This window comes from Jeotgalibacillus sp. S-D1 (assembly GCF_004358665.1).
GTDB lineage: Bacteria > Bacillota > Bacilli > Bacillales > Jeotgalibacillaceae > Jeotgalibacillus.
The window spans coordinates 135628-153921 of the sequence record NZ_SMZR01000003.1; the positions used below are offsets into that span (position 1 = coordinate 135628).

Annotated in this window: 19 protein-coding genes and 2 riboswitches; of the genes, 7 read left to right on the top strand and 12 right to left on the bottom strand. The window is 42.1% G+C overall.

Annotated features, from left to right (window positions below; translation table 11 throughout):
* Window positions 1–18: 18 nt before the first annotated feature.
* The 8 genes from E2R51_RS11460 to thiW all read right to left on the bottom strand — a co-directional run bounded on the left by E2R51_RS11460 (window position 19) and on the right by thiW (window position 6301).
* Window positions 19–681: a hypothetical protein gene (locus E2R51_RS11460; RefSeq protein ID WP_133377215.1), complete on the bottom strand. Its 663-nt coding sequence runs from the start codon at window positions 679–681 to the stop codon at window positions 19–21.
* 88 nt (window positions 682–769) lie between these two features.
* Entirely contained in the window at window positions 770–898 is a 129-nt protein-coding gene (locus E2R51_RS11465; protein WP_133377216.1) for a paeninodin family lasso peptide, read from the bottom strand.
* A gap of 340 nt (window positions 899–1238) precedes the next feature.
* Window positions 1239–2729, bottom strand: a complete 1491-nt coding sequence (locus E2R51_RS11470; protein ID WP_133377217.1) for a BCCT family transporter — start codon at window positions 2727–2729, stop codon at window positions 1239–1241.
* 169 nt (window positions 2730–2898) lie between these two features.
* Window positions 2899–3522: a thiamine phosphate synthase gene (gene thiE / locus E2R51_RS11475; protein ID WP_133377218.1), complete on the bottom strand. Its 624-nt coding sequence runs from the start codon at window positions 3520–3522 to the stop codon at window positions 2899–2901.
* Window positions 3519–4292, bottom strand: coding sequence for a hydroxyethylthiazole kinase (thiM, locus tag E2R51_RS11480; protein WP_133377219.1), 774 nt, complete (start codon window positions 4290–4292; stop codon window positions 3519–3521). The genes thiE and thiM overlap by 4 nt, the downstream gene beginning before the upstream one ends.
* Complete coding sequence (thiD, locus tag E2R51_RS11485; protein ID WP_133377220.1) at window positions 4276–5091, bottom strand: bifunctional hydroxymethylpyrimidine kinase/phosphomethylpyrimidine kinase; 816 nt, start codon at window positions 5089–5091, stop codon at window positions 4276–4278. The genes thiM and thiD overlap by 17 nt, the downstream gene beginning before the upstream one ends.
* Window positions 5084–5776, bottom strand: a complete 693-nt coding sequence (gene tenA, locus E2R51_RS11490) for a thiaminase II (RefSeq protein ID WP_133377221.1) — start codon at window positions 5774–5776, stop codon at window positions 5084–5086. The genes thiD and tenA overlap by 8 nt, the downstream gene beginning before the upstream one ends.
* A 36-nt stretch (window positions 5777–5812) precedes the next feature.
* Entirely contained in the window at window positions 5813–6301 is a 489-nt protein-coding gene (thiW, locus tag E2R51_RS11495) for an energy coupling factor transporter S component ThiW (protein ID WP_133377222.1), read from the bottom strand.
* 79 nt (window positions 6302–6380) lie between these two features.
* A riboswitch (TPP riboswitch) is annotated at window positions 6381–6496 on the bottom strand.
* Window positions 6497–6719: 223 nt separating this feature from the next.
* On the opposite strand from thiW, the gene E2R51_RS11500 reads away from it, so the two are divergent.
* Complete coding sequence (locus E2R51_RS11500; protein ID WP_240733059.1) at window positions 6720–7382, top strand: VC0807 family protein; 663 nt, start codon at window positions 6720–6722, stop codon at window positions 7380–7382.
* 472 nt (window positions 7383–7854) lie between these two features.
* Here the strand turns inward: E2R51_RS11500 and E2R51_RS11505 are convergent, their stop codons facing one another.
* The gene (locus tag E2R51_RS11505) at window positions 7855–8613 is read right to left on the bottom strand and encodes an AAA family ATPase (protein ID WP_133377223.1); all 759 of its coding nucleotides are present in this window, start codon (window positions 8611–8613) and stop codon (window positions 7855–7857) included.
* A 15-nt stretch (window positions 8614–8628) separates the two neighbouring features.
* The gene (locus tag E2R51_RS11510) at window positions 8629–10422 is read right to left on the bottom strand and encodes a S9 family peptidase (RefSeq protein ID WP_133377224.1); all 1794 of its coding nucleotides are present in this window, start codon (window positions 10420–10422) and stop codon (window positions 8629–8631) included.
* 248 nt (window positions 10423–10670) lie between these two features.
* A riboswitch (FMN riboswitch) is annotated at window positions 10671–10805 on the top strand.
* A gap of 197 nt (window positions 10806–11002) precedes the next feature.
* Between E2R51_RS11510 and E2R51_RS11515 the strand changes: the two genes are divergently transcribed.
* The 3 genes from E2R51_RS11515 to E2R51_RS11525 all read left to right on the top strand — a co-directional run bounded on the left by E2R51_RS11515 (window position 11003) and on the right by E2R51_RS11525 (window position 13248).
* Window positions 11003–11575, top strand: a complete 573-nt coding sequence (locus E2R51_RS11515; RefSeq protein WP_133377225.1) for an ECF transporter S component — start codon at window positions 11003–11005, stop codon at window positions 11573–11575.
* 90 nt (window positions 11576–11665) lie between these two features.
* Entirely contained in the window at window positions 11666–12901 is a 1236-nt protein-coding gene (gene pepT, locus E2R51_RS11520; protein ID WP_133377226.1) for a peptidase T, read from the top strand.
* A 140-nt stretch (window positions 12902–13041) separates the two neighbouring features.
* Window positions 13042–13248, top strand: a complete 207-nt coding sequence (locus E2R51_RS11525) for a hypothetical protein (RefSeq protein WP_133377227.1) — start codon at window positions 13042–13044, stop codon at window positions 13246–13248.
* 72 nt (window positions 13249–13320) lie between these two features.
* On the opposite strand, the gene E2R51_RS11530 is transcribed toward E2R51_RS11525, so the two are convergent.
* A complete protein-coding gene (locus tag E2R51_RS11530; RefSeq protein ID WP_133377228.1) occupies window positions 13321–13917 on the bottom strand; it encodes a hypothetical protein in 597 nt (198 codons plus the stop codon).
* A 12-nt stretch (window positions 13918–13929) separates the two neighbouring features.
* Window positions 13930–15114: a ParM/StbA family protein gene (locus E2R51_RS11535; RefSeq protein WP_133377465.1), complete on the bottom strand. Its 1185-nt coding sequence runs from the start codon at window positions 15112–15114 to the stop codon at window positions 13930–13932.
* Window positions 15115–15584: 470 nt separating this feature from the next.
* Here E2R51_RS11535 and E2R51_RS11540 point away from each other — a divergent pair, with 470 nt between their 5' ends.
* The 3 genes from E2R51_RS11540 to E2R51_RS11550 all read left to right on the top strand — a co-directional run bounded on the left by E2R51_RS11540 (window position 15585) and on the right by E2R51_RS11550 (window position 18275).
* Complete coding sequence (locus E2R51_RS11540) at window positions 15585–16490, top strand: DMT family transporter (protein ID WP_133377229.1); 906 nt, start codon at window positions 15585–15587, stop codon at window positions 16488–16490.
* A 258-nt stretch (window positions 16491–16748) separates the two neighbouring features.
* A complete protein-coding gene (locus tag E2R51_RS11545) occupies window positions 16749–17369 on the top strand; it encodes a YIP1 family protein (protein ID WP_133377230.1) in 621 nt (206 codons plus the stop codon).
* A 420-nt stretch (window positions 17370–17789) separates the two neighbouring features.
* Window positions 17790–18275: an STAS domain-containing protein gene (locus tag E2R51_RS11550; RefSeq protein WP_133377231.1), complete on the top strand. Its 486-nt coding sequence runs from the start codon at window positions 17790–17792 to the stop codon at window positions 18273–18275.
* Window positions 18276–18294: the final 19 nt, after the last annotated feature.

Here is an 18294-nt window from a genome sequence, read left to right on the forward strand (position 1 = left end):
CATGTCAACCGTAATATCTTATTTCTTAGGAACCAATCGTTCAATAAAAAAGATCTTTTTAACCTTTTTAAAACCTGTAATCGTTTTCTTTTTTGGAGATTCCTTGAGGACTGCCATGCTCATCAGCTTACCGGCTAGTGATGCATTGTGGCGTATGTCTTCAATGTTGATAATGACAGGAACAAGCGAGGTGGAAGGACCAGGAATGGGATCACCCTGTTTTACAATCGACGAACCCAGCATCATTGAAAGCATACGGTACAGTTTGTTCTCTACAATGGCGACATAGAATTTGGGATTGTGAGTGATCGCGTGGTCATGAACGACCGTAATGAAATGAGAAAAGTAGCCTAAGCGATGAAAATCTTTATGAAGACACAGTTTATCAATTTCCCACACTCGATCTTTGTTCTCTATAATTTTTTGGACCCCTGAGAATTTGTATCTTGACTCTCCCTCAACGGTACTGTCGGGATTGGCTGGATCATAAGGAATAAACTCGATTGTCCCTATTACTTTTTTACCCATTTTATTATGATTTGCCGGCAGCAATAAATTGTATCGCACACCATTTTTCGAATATGGATCGTTGTACCAGCCAAACTGACGGCAAAAATATTCCCATGTCTGTTCAAACTGTTTTTGCTGTCTGGGTTTTTTCACGATTTCAAATATTTTCACTCACCTCTTTTATTGGGGTGCAGCAAAAACTCCTATACCTAAAAACGATAAGAGCTTTTGCCTTTCAACCATCCATGCTTATATCAATTTAGCTGTCCAGCAATCCCGGCTCTTCCTTGTCGCCAGGCTCTTTGGGCGGTTTTGGGGTAGTCCACCCCTTCATCGTCTTTTCTACCTCCAGCACTTCAAGTACCGGCGCTTTCCATTCCATTTTCATTCATCTATCCCCTCTCACTGTAATTGTTCTTATAAAAGAACAAACCTGCAAACCCGTCATTCGCTGAAATTCACCCATTTCATTCTCTATAAAGAACAAAATTGATCGTATCACCACGGGATTTTTCTGTCAATATAAATAATTTTGGGGTCTGTTTAACCGGGCTGTTGATAGTTGTACAACGCTGATTAGAGCCGTGCAAAGCGAGCACCTTCGTGCTGCAATCAACCGACATGTTTTCCATTGGAATACAACTCATCACAAAAAAGAATACCCCTCACGATTAAATCTTGTTCGCGAGAGGTATTCTCCTTCCATTACTGAGCTTATCTCATAGTTATTATTTCTTTTTAATTGATGGATCCTTCCTGACCGTTTTATAAAAGGATGCAGCCATCAGAATAATAACGATGGAAAACGGCAGAGCAGCAATGATGAGGATATTCTGCAGGCCGTCTGTCCCGCCAAAATAAACAACAATCGCTGCCACAGCAGATTGTACAAGTCCCCATGTAACTTTAACCCCATTAGACGGATTGAGTGAACCATCTGTAGTCTGCATGCCAAGCACGAAGGTTGCCGAGTCAGCTGATGTAATAAAGAAAATTGCGACCACAAAGATGGTGATAATCGACATCAATGTTCCCAGCGGATATTGTTCAAGCATCCCAAAGGTGGCTGTTTCCAGAGAAAAATCTGAGATAGCAGCGATCCCTTTCTGCTCGAGATTCAGCGCTGAAACACCAAATACGGCAAAGAAAATAAAGCAGACAACGGACGGTACAAAAAGAACCCCTAAAATAAATTCTTTAATGGAACGTCCTCTGGAGATCCTGGCAATAAAAATCCCTACAAATGGCGACCATGAGATCCACCATGCCCAATAAAATATGGTCCAATTATTAATCCATGTACGATTATCCTTATCTAACGGCTCCAAATGAAAGCTCATATCGAAAAAATTAGAAATATAACCACCCATGGTGCTTGTAAACATATTTAAAATATAAAGTGTCGGACCTACAATAAGCAGCAGCAGGAGCAAAATAAATGCCAGTCCCATATTAATATTGCTTAGGTATTTAATTCCCCTGCCGATCCCTGACCAGGCTGATCCGATAAACAGAAGCGTGGCAAGCGCAAGTATCAGAAGCTGGAAGCTGAATGTTTCCGGGGTGCCGAAGAGAAACGATAACCCGCCGTTTATCTGCGCGGAACCAAATCCAAGTGTGGATGCAACCCCAACAATTGTTGCGATGACAGCCAGTGAATCAATTAACTTTCCGGCGATTCCATTCATTCTTTTTTCACCGAAAAGCGGAATAAGGGTTGCACTGATTAATCCCTTTGATCCCTTGTGAAATTTAAAGTAAGCCAGGACGAGTGCGACTATCGCATAAACGGCCCATGCGTGGATTCCCCAATGGAAGAAGGAGTATTGCAGCGCCTCCTGTACAGCTCTGTCGGACCCTTCTTCACTTCCTGGTGTACTGATAAATGCATGTGATATAGGTTCTGCTGTCGTCCAAAAAACAAGACCCATTCCCATACCTGCACTAAACAGCATGGCAAACCAGGAGAGCAACGTAAATTCCGGTTTTTCACCAGGCTTTCCGAGTTTGATCTGTCCGTAACGTGAAAGAGCTAAATACACACAAAAACTTAAAAAAATCATTATGATGACAAGATAATACCATCCAAAGGTATTGGATATAAAAGTAGTGATGGATGCCGTTGCTGCATTGAGCTGACTTGGCGCAATTGCTCCCCAGGAAACCAGCACGATGCACAGGGCCAAAGAAATCCAGAAAACCAGTGTTACATTCTTCATTTTACACCTCTTTACATTCCTTCTGTTCATAAGAAAATTTTATACACTAGCATTCCTTCTTCCCTATTCTCACCCAGATAAACATAATTATTCGAACCCTTCTCCACTGCATAAAAAGACCCGCTGCCTTTTGAGGATCTCCTCATTTACAACGGGTCTTCTATATTTGTTAAAGCTTATGGACCGTTTCGATAATATTATGTGCATGTGTGACAGCAGAGATGACGGCAACTCCCTGTGCTCCTGCCTCCATCACCTGATAGGCATTGCTCGTAGTGATTCCGCCAATTCCCACAACGGGGAGATCAGGATAGTTGGACTTTAGTTTCTGAATCCATTGAACACCCACTACCGGCTTCACATCTTCTTTTGTAGCCGTTGGAAACATTGGGCCTGCCCCCAGGTAATCCACACTTTTTATAGGACTTTGTTCCACTTCCCGGTCATTGGAAACGGATAAACCGATAATTTTATCCGGAAAACGTTTCCTCAGCTCTTGGGCTGACATATCATCCTGTCCTACATGAATGCCATCAACCTCCAGGCGGTCTGCAAGGTCGATGTCATCATTGATAAAGAAAGGAATGCTGTGTTTTCTGCACAGCAGGCGAAGCTTCCAGCCGAGTTCAGCTTTTTCTTCACCCTCAAGCGATCTTAGTCCCTTTTCACGAAATTGAAATGCAGTAATGCCGCCTTTGATGGCTTCTTCCAGCACCTTTTCCGGATCATGGCGACAGTTTTGACTTCCAAAAATCAAGTATTTTCTAAGCAGTTCATTGACATTCCAACTCATTCTCTTCCTCCAGTCAGTTCAGCTCTTTCAAGCCCAAGCGCATCTAAAAATGCCGGAATAAAGGTCCCTGTCCCCTTAACGTCCGGCTGCCGCTGTGCGTACTCCGCTGCTAAGCCGTAGAACTCCACAGCTGATATGCTGCTTTCCAGCAAAGGTCGGCCTGACGTTAAACAAGCGGCTAAAATCGATCCAAGCAAACAGCCTGTACCCGTTACTTGACTCAACAAAGGACTCCCTGCGGTATTTTTAATTATTCCCTCTCCATTACTTATTACATCCGTTTCACCTGTAAGAACAGCAATGGTCTGATAGTCGGACGCCACTTTTCGAGCGATTTCCTCAAGATCTCCTGTTCCTAAGGAGTCCACACCTTTTATTTCCCAGGGAATATTGACGAGGTAAGCGAGTTCGCCGGCATTTCCCTTAATGGCAGCAGGCTTTATTTCCCCCAGAATTTGTCGAACCGCTTCCCTCCGAAAAGGTGTAGCCGCAACGCCTACAGGATCGAACACCACGGGAATTCCTTTTTCATTTGCCGCTTTTCCTGCTTGAATCATTGCCTGAATGTCCTGCTCCATAATCGTGCCAATATTCAATAGAACAGCATCAGCATTAGCAGCCATATCGTAAGCTTCCTCTACAGCCTTTGCCATAATGGGTGTTCCGCCAAAGGACAATAATCCATTAGCCGTAAAATTCATGACAACCTGATTCGTCAAATGATGAATCAGCGGCCTTTTTCTTCTGACTTCTTCAACTATAGAATCCATTTAGCTGCTCCTCTCTGATGCCCCAGTGATTTGTTGGCCCGTTCCCTTGTCCTAAAGAGAACGAATGACGGATTGCTGCTGTTACAAACTTTTTAGATTTCTCAACCGCTTCCGGCAGCTCCAGCCCCTGGCTAAGATAAGCCGTAATGGCGGCTGAATAGGTGCAGCCTGTTCCATGCGTATTTTTTGTATCAATTCGTTCACTTGAATAGGAATACATATTCTCTCCATCATAAAGATAATCGACTGCCTGTCCCTGCATATGACCACCTTTAATAAGCGCGGAACCCGCTCCAAGTGAATGAACAATCGTTTTTGCTGCCTTTTTCATATCTTCATGAGTTTCGATCTTTTCCCCCGTCATATCTTCAGCCTCGGATATATTCGGTGTGACAATGGCGGTTAACGGCACAAGATGCTCACGCAGGTACTCCCTTGCATCTTCGTTAATAAGAGGATCCCCGCTGGTAGCAATCATCACAGGGTCCATAACATAAGGCACCGTTACATCCTTCAGCCATTCGGCTATAATATTCATCATTTCAATGTCTGCAATCATGCCGGTTTTTAATGCATGAACAGGCATATCACTTTTAATTGCATCAAGCTGCTGTGAAAGCATATCCAGCGGGAGATGATGGACGCTTTTTACACCGGTTGTATTCTGAGCCACAACAGAGGTGATTACAGACATTCCATAGCTCTTCAATTCCTGAAATGTTTTTAGATCTGCCTGAATCCCCGCTCCGCCGCTTGGATCCGTACCGGCAATCGTTAGTGCGCATGAAGGATTATTCATGAGCTGTCACCCCTTTTTTTGAAATCCATTCCTCACATGTATAGGCCATTTCCCAAAATGCCCATTCCAGCTGGCAGCTTTTACGGAAAGCATCCTTCATTTTGGATCGCTCTTGTGCAGAAGCTTCCTGCGCGAGCTGATCAAGACGGTTTCTCATCACCAGCACCACATCTTCCACCCGCTTATCGGCATAAAAAGTAATCCAGGGATAAAACGGATGATCAGGTGAAGGGTCGAATTGCTGCATAAGTTCTTTGCCAATCTCAAAGTAAGTCCACGGGCATGGGAGCAGTGCGGCAATGATCTCTCCCAGACTGCCAGACTGCGCATGGTACATCATATGTTTAATATAGTGGTCAGCTGTTGGCGGCAGCGGATACCCCTGCAGGTCTTCATACGCCACCCCGATGTGATCACAGAAATTGTTATGCGGGTGAATCTCGCTGGTTAACACAAAATCTATTTGACTATTAAAATACGCAATATCCTCACGTGACGAAGATTTGGAGACAGCAATACCATAGATTTTCATAAAAGCATTCAGGTATTCGTAATCAGCTTTTATATAATGGGCAAGTGCCTCCATTGGAACGTTCCCTTTTCCAATCCCCTGTACAAATGGATGTTCTAAAATACATTCAACTACATCCTGGTTTTCAGTTCTCAATTCTTCTGTAAATGTCATGTTATTGCCTCCTCTAAGTTTAGGCTGTTCTTCCTGTCATCCATTTATTTTGATCAGCTGCTCCTGTTTAACCCTTGATAGCAGCAGCCATCCAAGTGCCGCTCCCGTTATACTGCTGATAAGAAATGGCGGAATAAAAAACCATGCTGCAAAAGCAGTGCCCATTAAAACCTTGGCAAAAGGGACAGCGAACCATGCTCCAATCAGGCCCGTACCAATCACTTCCCCTGCCGCTGCCCATGCTTTTTTGCCAAACCTTTTATACAGCAGACCTGCCAGCAGCGCTCCAAACATGCCTCCTGGAAAAGCAAGAAGCGTGCCAAGCCCCAGCAAATTACGAACTAATCCAATTAAAAATGCAATGCCAACAGCTGGCAGCGGACCGAGTGTAATAGCTGCGATCACGTTCACGGCATGCTGTACAGGATATGCTCTGGCGATCCCTGCCGGAAACCAAATAAACTGGGCACCAACCACGCCAATTGCTGTAAACATAGCGATATAAGTTAGTAATCGTGTATTCATTCCCGCCCCCCTTTTCAAATTAAATACAAAAAAGCCAGATCCTCTGAGGGACCTGACTTAAAAGGGTAGCGTTAAAGACGCGTACGTCCGACTACTTCCCTACGCTGGTATTAACCAGATCAGGTCCATAAGAGTCGGAAAGTATATGCGCTTTCCTCTCAGCCCACGCAATATTGGGCACCCCTAGCAGTTGATGTATGTAATTAATTGGATTAACAGCTTTATCATATCAAAAGAAGCAGCTAACATACAATAAAGTGCATTAGATTTGGCCAATCAGTTATAAGCTAAAACCCGAATACGGCGTTCATTTAGTAAAATTTTATAAAAATCACGTTCATTATCGTTTCAATGAACTATAATTCTATTATCAGTATGTACTAAATTAAGGAAAAAAAGAGTGAGAGGCGGATGGAATTTGAAGCAAAAATATATAATCATATTGGATATTTTGTGCTACGGAGTGATCCCTTATGTTATTTGGAATTATGGACGGGAGCCTTTAGGTGATTATTGGGCTATCCTTCTTTCCACAGTTCCAGGAATCATTTATACCGTTTACCGGTTTATTCGCGAGCGGCAGTTTAATATTATGGGCCTTTTTATTCTGGGAAGCCTCGTGCTCAGCACAACTGTAAATCTGCTTTCTTCCTCGGCGGAGGCCATGCTTTGGAACCAGATTTATCTGAGTCTTTTCTTTACCTCCCTCTATCTGCTGTCGATCTTATTTAAAAGGCCCCTGGCACTCTATTTTATGGTTGATGTTGCGTTTCTCCAGGGTTACCCAAGAGAAACCAGCAAACCACTTTATTATGAAAAAGGACTGTTTATCTGGTTTCAGCTGGTTACAGCGCTGTTCGTCTTAAGGGGACTAGTGCAAAGCGGATTAAAAGCCTGGCTGCTGACGGAGTACGGTGCGGACGGATACGGTCAAATGATTATCTATATGACCATAACAGGATGGGTTTTCGCGGCCCTTATCTGGGGCGGATTTATCTTTACGGGTATGAAAATAATGAAGCATGTAAAAGAGGTTCATGGAGTGGATGCAAAGCCCCCTAATAGGGAATCAATTTCGTAAAATTTTAAGAATCCGGGAAAATAAATCTTAAAAAACAAGAGGAGGGACAAATCTGTCTCACCTCTTTTAACCGGTTCACTGCGCTTTTAGGCGGCGCTTTCCGCAGGGACGGCGCTGAACCCTCCCAAGGCTTCGCCTTGCGGGGTCTCAGCTTGCCGTCAAATCCTGCAGGAGTCGCCACCTTCCGCTCCGTTCACCTCATATTCGAAATAGAAATAGGGTTTAATTTACATAACTTCTAGACTTATGTTTCAGCCTCATTCTCTATAACCCTATAATTTTTTGACGCTTAGGTTTATTGGAGCGGAAGGCGGCGACTCCTGCGTGATACAGCGGGAAGGGTGAGACACTGAAGATGCGACAGCATCAAAGTGGCTCACCTCCCGCCACGCGGAAAGCGTCCGACTGCAGCGGAAATAAACCGGTCTATTGTTTTTGGAACGTTGTCTCCTATATGTCCCAGAATCGCTTTTCATTTAAACAAATGATGCAGCAATCTGTCCTTATCCTCAAAAAACTGCTTCATGATGGTATAGTGTTCGGTTTGTTCGAGCGGCATTTCGTTTGTGCCGTCTGCTGACAGCTGGATGATCTTAGCATCCGGATGCGCCATGAGGATCGGGGAATGGGTAGCAATAATAAACTGCGAGCCTTGCTGCACCAGCTCATTCATGCGGCCAAGCATGGATATTTGCCTCAGCGGCGAAAGTGCAGCCTCTGGTTCATCAAGAATATAAAGCCCCTGCCCCCTGAACCGATGGAGAAATGCTGCAAAAAATGATTCGCCATGTGACTGTTCATGCAGGGATTTACCCCCGAAACCATCAATTATTTTCCCTCCAAAAGAGGGCTCCCGATCCAGCTCCTCAATATTTGTCGCCAGGTTATAATAAGTCTCCGCCCGAAAGAAAAAGCTGTCCTCCGGCCGGTAAACACCCCTCGCTACACGTAAATATTCGTTTAACGGAGAATGAGAATCATAGCTTGAGAAATTAAAGTTCATTGATCCGCCTTCTGCATTAAATCCAAGCGCTACAGCAATCCCTTCCAGAAGAGTTGATTTCCCCATGCCGTTCTCTCCAATAATGTAAGTAATATTAGGGTGAAGATACAGCTGGTCCAGCGATCTGACTGCAGGAAGATTTAGCGGAAACTGGTCAAATGAACGAATCTGATCTTTTTTCAGCTGAAGACTTTTAATGTATTGGTTCTCTTTTGTTAGTTTACCCATCGTTTACATCCTCTTCTAACTTTGCGGCGTGATGTACTGATCAAAAAACGCCAGCACTTTTCGATAAACTTTAATTTCATTTTCTTTTTTGGAAAAACCATGTCCTTCGTCCTCTAGCACCAGATAGTCTACTTCTCTACCTTTTTCCTTCAGCGCCTGGACGATTTGGTCGGACTCCGCTTTGACGACCCGGGGATCTTTTGCTCCCTGGATGACAAGCATTGGTTTTGTCATCGTATCAAGATATTGAATAGGTGAATCCTCTGTTAATTTTTCTTTATTTTCCACAGCGTCACCCACCCATTGCTTCGTAAGCGGCTTCCAATGCTCCGGTACAGAATCAATGAAGCTGAACAGATTACACGGACCAAAGATATCAACCACTGCTTTAAAATACTCCGGATGACGGCCATGAAGAAGGAGCGCCATATATCCGCCGTAGCTTCCGCCCATCAGCAAAATTTTATTTCTTTCCGCATAGCCCTGCTCTATCAAGTATTCCAAGCCCTGGATGTTGTCCAGCCGCGGACCGTATCCCCAGTCCCCTTCCACCATCTTTGAAAATGCCAGACCATATCCGGTGGAACCTCGGAAGTTTGGCGCAAAAATACTATAGCCCCGATGAACCAAAAACTGAAACAATGAACGGAAGGTTGCCCTTTCGGCTGCCTGCGGTCCTCCATGCAGCCATAAAATAACGTGCCCATTGCTGACGCTCTTTTTCGCCCGGAAAAAATGTGCTTCAATTTCAAGACCGTCAAAGGATGAATATGCATGAATTTCAGGCTCGCATAATTCCTCCCGGATTAAACCCGGCACCCCATAATTGGTGAGCGGGGTCCATTCTCCGGACTTCAGCTGATAAATATTTGACGGCCTGGTTGCTGATTTGGCATTAATATAAAGAGTTCCTGACTCAGCAAGATGCACACCGTCTATGACACTCGCAGGAAGGTCAATATTTTCAATTGATTGATCTTCCAGCCCTACTTTGTAAAGATGATCGATGACACCTTTTTCGCTTGCAACATAGAGTGCGTTGGCTGCTTCATTGTAATAGAGCTCTATAAAGTCCTCATCCTCCACCTCTGCCACCTTAGTAAATTCATTTTTTTCCAGATCAAATCGGGCTAAATAAGAAAAGTCTGAATCATAATTGGTAATAAAATAAATCAGCGTATCCGTAATAAACGCAGGACTTAAAACAGTATGCTTTTGGGTCGTTTCCGGCGTAAGCAGCACGTCCTTTTCACCATATTTCGCATAAGCTAAAGAATAAGTATTGCCAAACGTTTTTATATAAATAAAATTCTTTTCGTTCGGACTCTTTGCGTAAAGGTAGGTCGCCGTGTCTTTTCCATGAATGATGACTTTTTCTTTGTCGGATTCCAGGTCATAACAATAGGATTTTAAATACGTCTGATCTTCTTTATTCGAAGTGTAGTACAGCCGCTTGCCATCCTTCGATAAACTTACCATCATATGCTGTGCATCATGCTGGTATCTGATGCGTTTTAAATCACCCCCAAAAGGAGGCAAAGCGTAAATCTGCCCATTTTCGTCCCCATCATTGTCAATGACGGCAAGTATGTACTGTCCATTTTTATCATAGGTCAATTCTGAGCTGCCTTGATTATGAAAACTCAAAGGGTATGGGAAAGTATCCGGCAGGTCCATTGCCCACAAATTAAATTTCCCATTTAAATTGGTGCTGAAAACAAGCTGTGATTCATCAGGACTGACAGTAAATGATTGAATAGAAAACGTTTGAAAAAAGTTTTCTACATCAGGCTGTGGAAATGAAATCATGAATGATTACCTCCTGGAGTTAGTTTATCTGTTAACTAACTTCTGTACGGAGGCTGAAATACCTTCTGTTTTGTGCAATTAGACCGAAAATTAGCCACCCTTCAGTATCATTAATCAGACTCTGTCCGTGTCTGTGAATCTTTACCACCGCAGTAAGAAAAAAACAGACTATTCCGGTATGAATTAAAACCAACTAATTGAATTTTGCACTCAAACGTTGTATAACTAAAGAGTAAAATAAAATATCGTTCCATCTTCAGGGCAGGGTGAAATTCCCGACCGGCGGTAAAACTTAGTTTGAGCCCGCGAGCGAATAGGTGCTATTTGCTGACTCCGTGCAAACCGGAGGCCGACAGTTACAGTCTGGATGGGAGAAGATGGAGGCATCAGGTTGAGGGGTTTTTTTTACAAACGACCCTCTATTTCGTGCTACCTTCTCCCCTTCTGAACGTTCAGGAGGGGTGAATTGTTTTCACAGGATGATTCATAGGGATGTTCGAGATAGAGAAGTTGTTTTCCAAGTCACCTTTCACCAGCCAATACTTCTGCGAGTGGAACGAAAGAATAGGAGATTACTCGTATGAAAAGCACTCAGATGTTAGTGAAGTTATCGATGTTTAGCTCTATTGCCTTTATTTTAATGCTTCTCAATTTTCCGCTGCCTTTTCTGCCGGACTATTTAAAAATTGATTTCAGCGATGTACCGGCTTTGCTGGCTGCACTGCTGTTTTCACCGATGGCGGGCGTAATAGTTGAAGCATTAAAAAATATTTTGTATTATTTGTTTCGGGGAAGCGGCATTCCAATTGGCGAGCTGTCAAACTTTATCGCCGGCTGTGCATTTATCCTTCCTGTGGCTTTCTTTTACCATAAAAGAAAAACCAAAAAAGCATTGGCAAATGGCCTTATAGCAGGAACGGTTTTAATGGCTTTATTGCTTGCCGTGTTAAATTATTTTGTTATCCTGCCAGCTTACGCATGGTTTTTCGGAATGGATATCATGCTCGACCCGACCGTTAAATGGTACACGACGATCGGTGCTATCCTGCCTTTTAATGTAATTAAAGGTGCATTTATCACCGCTCTTTTTATCCCGATATTTGTAAAACTAAAACCCTGGATTCTGCAAAATCAGGTCCAGCTGGAAACATAAAAATAGGGTGCATGCCGCTTCTCAGTTATTTCGTGAGGTGGCGTGCACCCTTTGATGTTATACTGAAGAAAAAGCAGGAGGACAACCTTAATGAAGCAGGATTTAATTAACAGACTGACTACATATGCAAAAATGGAAACACAGTCGGATGCAGCTGTTTTATCTACTCCGTCAACACCAGGTCAGCGTGAATTAGCAAACCTTTTAGTAGATGAGTTAATTGAGATTGGCATGCAGGATGTAACCGTCGACAAACACGGATACGTAATGGCCACTCTCCCATCCAACACGGAAAAGGAAGTACCAACCATCGGTTTTCTGGCTCACCTGGATACAGCAACTGACTTTACCGGCACCGATGTAAACCCGCAGCTGCTTGAAAATTACGAGGGCGGCGATATCATTTTAAATGAGGCGCTTAACGTTGTTCTGTCCCCTAAAGAGTTTCCGGAGCTTGCAAATTATGTCGGACACACCCTCATTACGACAGATGGTACCACTCTTTTAGGCGCCGACAACAAAGCTGGGATTACGGAAATTATGACCGCAATGCATTTCCTGCTACAAAATCCTGAGATCAAGCACGGCCGCATCCGGGTAGCTTTTACACCCGATGAAGAAATTGGCCGGGGACCACATAAGTTTGATGTTAAGGCATTTGATGCACAATACGCATATACCATCGATGGTGGACCGCTTGGCGAGCTTCAATATGAAAGCTTCAATGCAGCAGGTGCCCGTATTGTCATTAATGGCACCAATGTTCACCCGGGAACAGCTAAAAACAAAATGGTAAATTCCATCAAGATTGCTATGGAGCTGAACGGACTTCTTCCCCTGGATGAAGCACCTGAATTCACCTCGGGATATGAAGGATTTTTCCATCTGATGAATTTTGAAGGCGATGTTGAAAAAACAGTGATGGATTATATCATTCGTGACCACAGTGCCGAAAAATTCAACAGCCGGAAAAAGCTTCTCCAAAACGTTGTACGGGAAGTAAACGCAAAGCACGGAGAAGGCACAGCTACTCTTGAAATGAATGATCAATATTTTAATATGCGTGAAAAAATTGAGCCTGTGCGCCACATAGTTGACATTGCCGAAAAAGCAATGAACAGCCTGGATATTTCAGCAATTATCGAGCCTATCCGAGGCGGTACAGACGGTTCTCAGCTATCCTACATGGGACTTCCAACGCCAAATATCTTTACCGGCGGAGAAAATTTTCACGGTAAATATGAATACATTTCAGTTCAAAACATGGAACTCGCTGTTAAAACAATCGTTGAGATCGTTAAACTGTTTGAAGCTGAAGCAGAGTAGTACGTTACTAAAAAAGAACTTAATGCAATTTCCGCGCACAATAAAGTCCTTACGAATAAGATTCTTTGTTCGTAAGGACTTTTATATGAGTGTTTTCTCAGTCTCTTCTAAAAATACTTATCTTAAAGGTGGTGACATGTATGAATCTTAGAAAGCTTGATTTAATTCTCAGCATCGTTTTACTTATAAATTCGATTCGCCTTTTTTATCTTATTGTAACGGCAGAAGATCCAACTCCATATGATTATATGATACTTTTCTTCTCCACTTTGGGTGCTGTAATTTTATTTATGAATAGCCGAAGAAGAAGGGAAAAAGAGGAACAAAGTAATTATATAAAGAAATAAATAGCATAATAATGTAAATGAATTAAAATAAAAAAGACACCTATATCCAATAGATGTCTTTTTCTTTACTTATTATTTATTCATACGATCCAGGAATCCGCCAAGCAAATCATCAATGTTTTCTACTTTTTCTTCAGCCTGAGGAGCAGATGAAGATGTATCTTTTTCTGCTGCATTCCAATCAAAGTTCATAAGATCATCATCAGAAAATTTACTTTTTGAGGCAGCAGCTTCATTGTCTGCACCAGAAGTCGATTCATTATCTCTGCGAGTCGATACATCCTGCTGTCTTTCCTGGAGGTACAGAGCCTCATCAATATCCAGCGACGTGCTGTTCATTGATGCCAGGATCGCCGTCGCCCGCACTGGATCGGAGAGCAGCTGATAAACAATATTGCCCAATAAAGCTTCTGAATGAGAATGACGAATCCAGTTTCGCTGTTCTTTGCTCAATGGCTTGGGTAGTGGAACAGACACTGTTTCTCGTTCCTTGGATTGATGACTGCCTATCCCCTCTAAAACGAACTCCGCAATCTTACTCGAAAAGTTTCTGCGTTCAGTCTCTTTAAGCTTTTGAAGCTCCCGGATAATATGATCCGGGGTATCAGCAGGGAGGCGGAATGTGATCGCCTGCCCCTTTTTGATCCCATTGGTAGACATATTACTCATAGATGCAACCTATTACTTAACGGCTGCTTTTTTCTCTTTTGGGTCTTGCGCAGCCGCTTTATTATTTTTTCTGTCAAAATCAGAGATTAATTTGTAATAAGCATTTGCCATCATCCAGATGCTTTCTTTCTCATCTTCAAAGAAGTCGATGTTGTAGCCATCAAGATTGTTATTAAGCGTCTTAATATACTCTTTAAGCACCATTGCTCCACCGCCAACGAAATAGCAAATTTCCGTTTGTGAATTTTTTTGCCAGACATTGCGCAAATGACGGTATTCCTTCTTAGCAAGGTCAAGCAAAATGCGGTCCGTAATGTCGTGGACACTTGTACGGCTACCTTTAACCATAATATGATTGCGGTCATTTTTCTTCGTAATAATATCCACTACATCACGTCTGGTATCCAGTTCAACGCCATGCTTCGTACGGATTTCCTCACGAATGGCTTCTAATGATTCAGATACCCCAAGATTAAAGCCCTGAGCACGGTCATCATCTACGTTGCGGTTGCGGATAACAGCGATATCAGTTGAAAGACCGCCAATATCCTGAATCAGAATTTGTTTATCAATCAGATCACGGTTAATGATGTTGCCATCGTTATCCATTACTAGATTAATAAATGCAGCAAATCCTTCCGGATAAACTTTCACTTCATCAAATTTAATATTTACTTTTTGTCCCTGGTATTTAGGAGTTACAAGGAATTCAACCTGGTGAACAGAACCCAGTAATTGAGAACGGAAACCAACATCTTTTCCTTCTTTTACTTCTCTTAAAGGAAGTCCCGTTCCTAAAATATAGCTTGCATCTACTACATTATTATTCTTTTTAAATTGATTTGCGTTTTGATCTCTTACTGCATCTAACGCTAAAGTAGCGAACAGCATCACAAGAGATTGATCTTCTTCTGACTTGCTGCTTCCCGGATCCAGTTCCATTGCGTTGTCGCTCTTTGTCGCTAAATTACCTACACGATAAATCGCATTATTATCCTGCAAAGCAGGGGAATGTACGCGGATATGAATTCCATCAACAGGATCCTTCTCATTTAATTCTTCTATTCCAATTACAGGACGGTCCGCTCTATCTCTAGCGATGACATTTGGGATGTTCAGCTCATAATCAGCCTTTCCAAATAAAGCTTTTACTGAATCGTTACCAACATCGATCGCTGCAATTCTTGATCTACTCATCATAACCATTCCTCTCATTATGTATATTATGGTTTCACGTGATTCTTTTACCACTACCATTAAGAGTATAGAAAATTTTTATCATCGTCAATCATTCATTAGTCATGTTATAACCAGCTAGTTGTATACAAAAGTGTACACAATATGTGTACATTTACGTAAACTTGTACACATAATTGTACGCATGTTGATTTAACAACTTGTGTACGTGTTTGTATACTTGTCTACAGTTTTGTATACTATTTGTTTACATTTTGTATTCTTGTAAACATATTTGTATACAAGTTGGAATCTATGCCATTTTACCCCCATCATTACTTCTTTTCTATTAAAATCCTTCTGTCCCATTAAGACTGTTTGTCTGAAAAAAGCATCCGGTAAAATCACTCTGTTAAAATACTGGAAATTCCGATATAGTTAACCGCAGAATGCATTATATGAATCAGGATGAAAGACGGGTGAATTTCAAGATGAAGAAATCCTATGTTTTACTCTTTTTATGCCTGGCACCACTGTTTTGGGCAGGGAATTATGTGCTTGGGGAATATGTAGTAGAGGAAATGACGCCAATACAAATGACTTTCATCCGATGGGCTATTGCTATAGTCCTTTTATGGCCGCTTGCCCACTATATTGAAAGACCTGTTTGGAAGGACGTGTGGAAGTCTTGGAAACTATTAACGACCATGTCACTACTGGGTATCATCGGATATAACTTTTTGTTATATGAAGCTTTAAAATACACGACGCCAGTCAATGCCTCACTGGTCAATTCAATAAGCCCCATCCTGATCGTGGTGCTGTCGACCTTCCTTTTGAGGGAGCGATTGACCCGCTGGAATCTTATAGGTCTTGTTTTGTCACTTGGCGGTGTCCTGATGGTGCTGACAAACGGGCGCATTGGGGATTTAGCTGAAGTCCAGTATAACGCCGGTGATTTATTGATGCTGCTGGCAGTGCTTTTATGGTCTGTTTACTCCATAATGGGCAGAAAAATGACAGCAATCCCGCCTATCGCAGCCACTGCTGTCTCTGTGATCATCGGTTTGGTCATTCTGCTGCCAGTAACCCTTTACCAGGGGCTGCCTTCCTCAGTGAGCACTCAGGGCCTCTTAGGCATCACATACATGGGGTTATTTCCCTCGGTGGGAGCTTTTGTGTTCTGGAATGTCTCACTTAGGTACATAGACGCTTCACGCGTCGGTATTTTTCTTTATTTAATCCCTGTTTTTACAGCCATCATCAGCTTACTCATGGGTAAAACCATTACAGCGGTACAAATTGCAGGAGGGATTATGGTATTCATTGGTGTTTATATCAACGGGAAAAAAGCTAAGAAGGAAAGTCTGAAAGAACAAAACAAACATGATGTTTAATTTGTAATATAATGGTTTATTATAAATTTAAAAATATAAATACATCTATTATTTGTAATATAATATAAATTTTAATTATTATTTATGCATTTTATGGATATTAGTTCCCGTCATATCCAATCAAAATGAACTACCTTCCCACACTAAGTAATTAAACAGACAGTATAAAAAGAAAATATCCAAAAAACGAAACCATTTTATCCCTTTACCGTATACAAATGTATAGAAGAACAGAAATATGAAGGAGGAATTGTACGAATGGAATCAAATCCATTTTTGTCGGTATGGACAAAACCAAAACAGACGATAAAGCAAGTGATTGAAACAAAGACGGCGTTATTTACTGTCCTTGTAGCTGCATTGGGGGGTCTCGGCTCAGGCTTAATTAATGTGCAGGATTCAGGCTTTAATGAAGGCCTTTCAACGATAGTAGTCTTTGTACTGGCGTTGGTGCTCGGGGCAATTTCAGGGATTGTCGGTGTTTTTATTATTTCAGGTCTTTATGTGCTGATCGGCAAAATGCTGGGAGGAACGGGCAACTACCAGGACATGATCAGGGCAATGGGGCCGGCTTACATTCCTCAAATAGGGGTTGCCATTATCTATTTGCTGTTGGCTGTGCTTTATGGGGAAGTGTTTATCACAGAGCCTGATCCTTCAACATTTGCAGTCACATCACTACCGATTGGAGTGTACATTGCCTCATTGCTTGTTACCGTTGGATTAGGGATATGGGGAACCGTTATCACCTGCAAAGCTATCGGGATTGTTCATCATTTCTCCAGTTTAAGAGGGTTTGGTGTGATTTTACTGGTGGCTGCACTGTTTTTTGTTATTTTAATTATCATAGGAATTATCGTGGTTTTTGCTATCATTTAAACACTTTTTGGTACTACAATAATCGACCTTTAGCTTGTTTTAATTGCAAATATAAGGTGAACGAAGCGGAAGGTGGCGACTCCTGCAGGATTTGACTTCGCTTGAGGAGGGCTCAAGAGAAGTCCCTGAGGAAAGCGTCCGCCTGACGCGCAGTGAACCGGCTGGGATGAGACACATTTGTCCCAGTATCCTTATTACTTAAAACCCTTTTTAGTTAAACCTCTCGTTTCCTCCTACAGATTCGGCTTGCCGTATAAAGTACACCATCGTGTTCAAAAGAGAATCTCCTTTACCAAATAAGCCACTTAGTCTCTTAATTAGAAACGCAAAAATAGTTTGACTCATTAAGATAGTACGATAGAATTAATTAGAATAAAGTGAAATTTTTTCTATTTTAAAATGACAAAGGGGTCTTGTTCATTGAATCAACTCGAAAAGCTTTCGCAGGAAAACCAGATGCTGCAGGAAAAGGTAAAGCAATTGGAATCCATGATTCAGGATCTTTCTGCACCGATTATCTCATCTATCATTCCTGATACAATTCTTGTCCCTCTCTTAGGAAAACTGACTGACTATCGTTTTAATCATATTCAATCCAAGATTCTTATGGGATGTAAAACAGGCCATATTGAGCATGCTGTCATTGATTTTACAGGCATTACCTATGAAGATCTCGATGAACAGGACTTTGAATTGTTAAGCCGGCAAATAGAGGACTTAACTAAAGCCCTTCAACTTATGGGAATTGAAGCGCTGTACGTAGGATTTGCACCTGTATTTATTCAGAGAATGGTTGAATACGGACATATTAATCTCAAAACCATACAAGCATTTTCGACGTTTAGAACGGCTCTGCAATACTTAATGGCCAAAAAAAGTTTAATTTTCGAACAAAAGAAGAATTAAATATGACAAAAAGCGATCA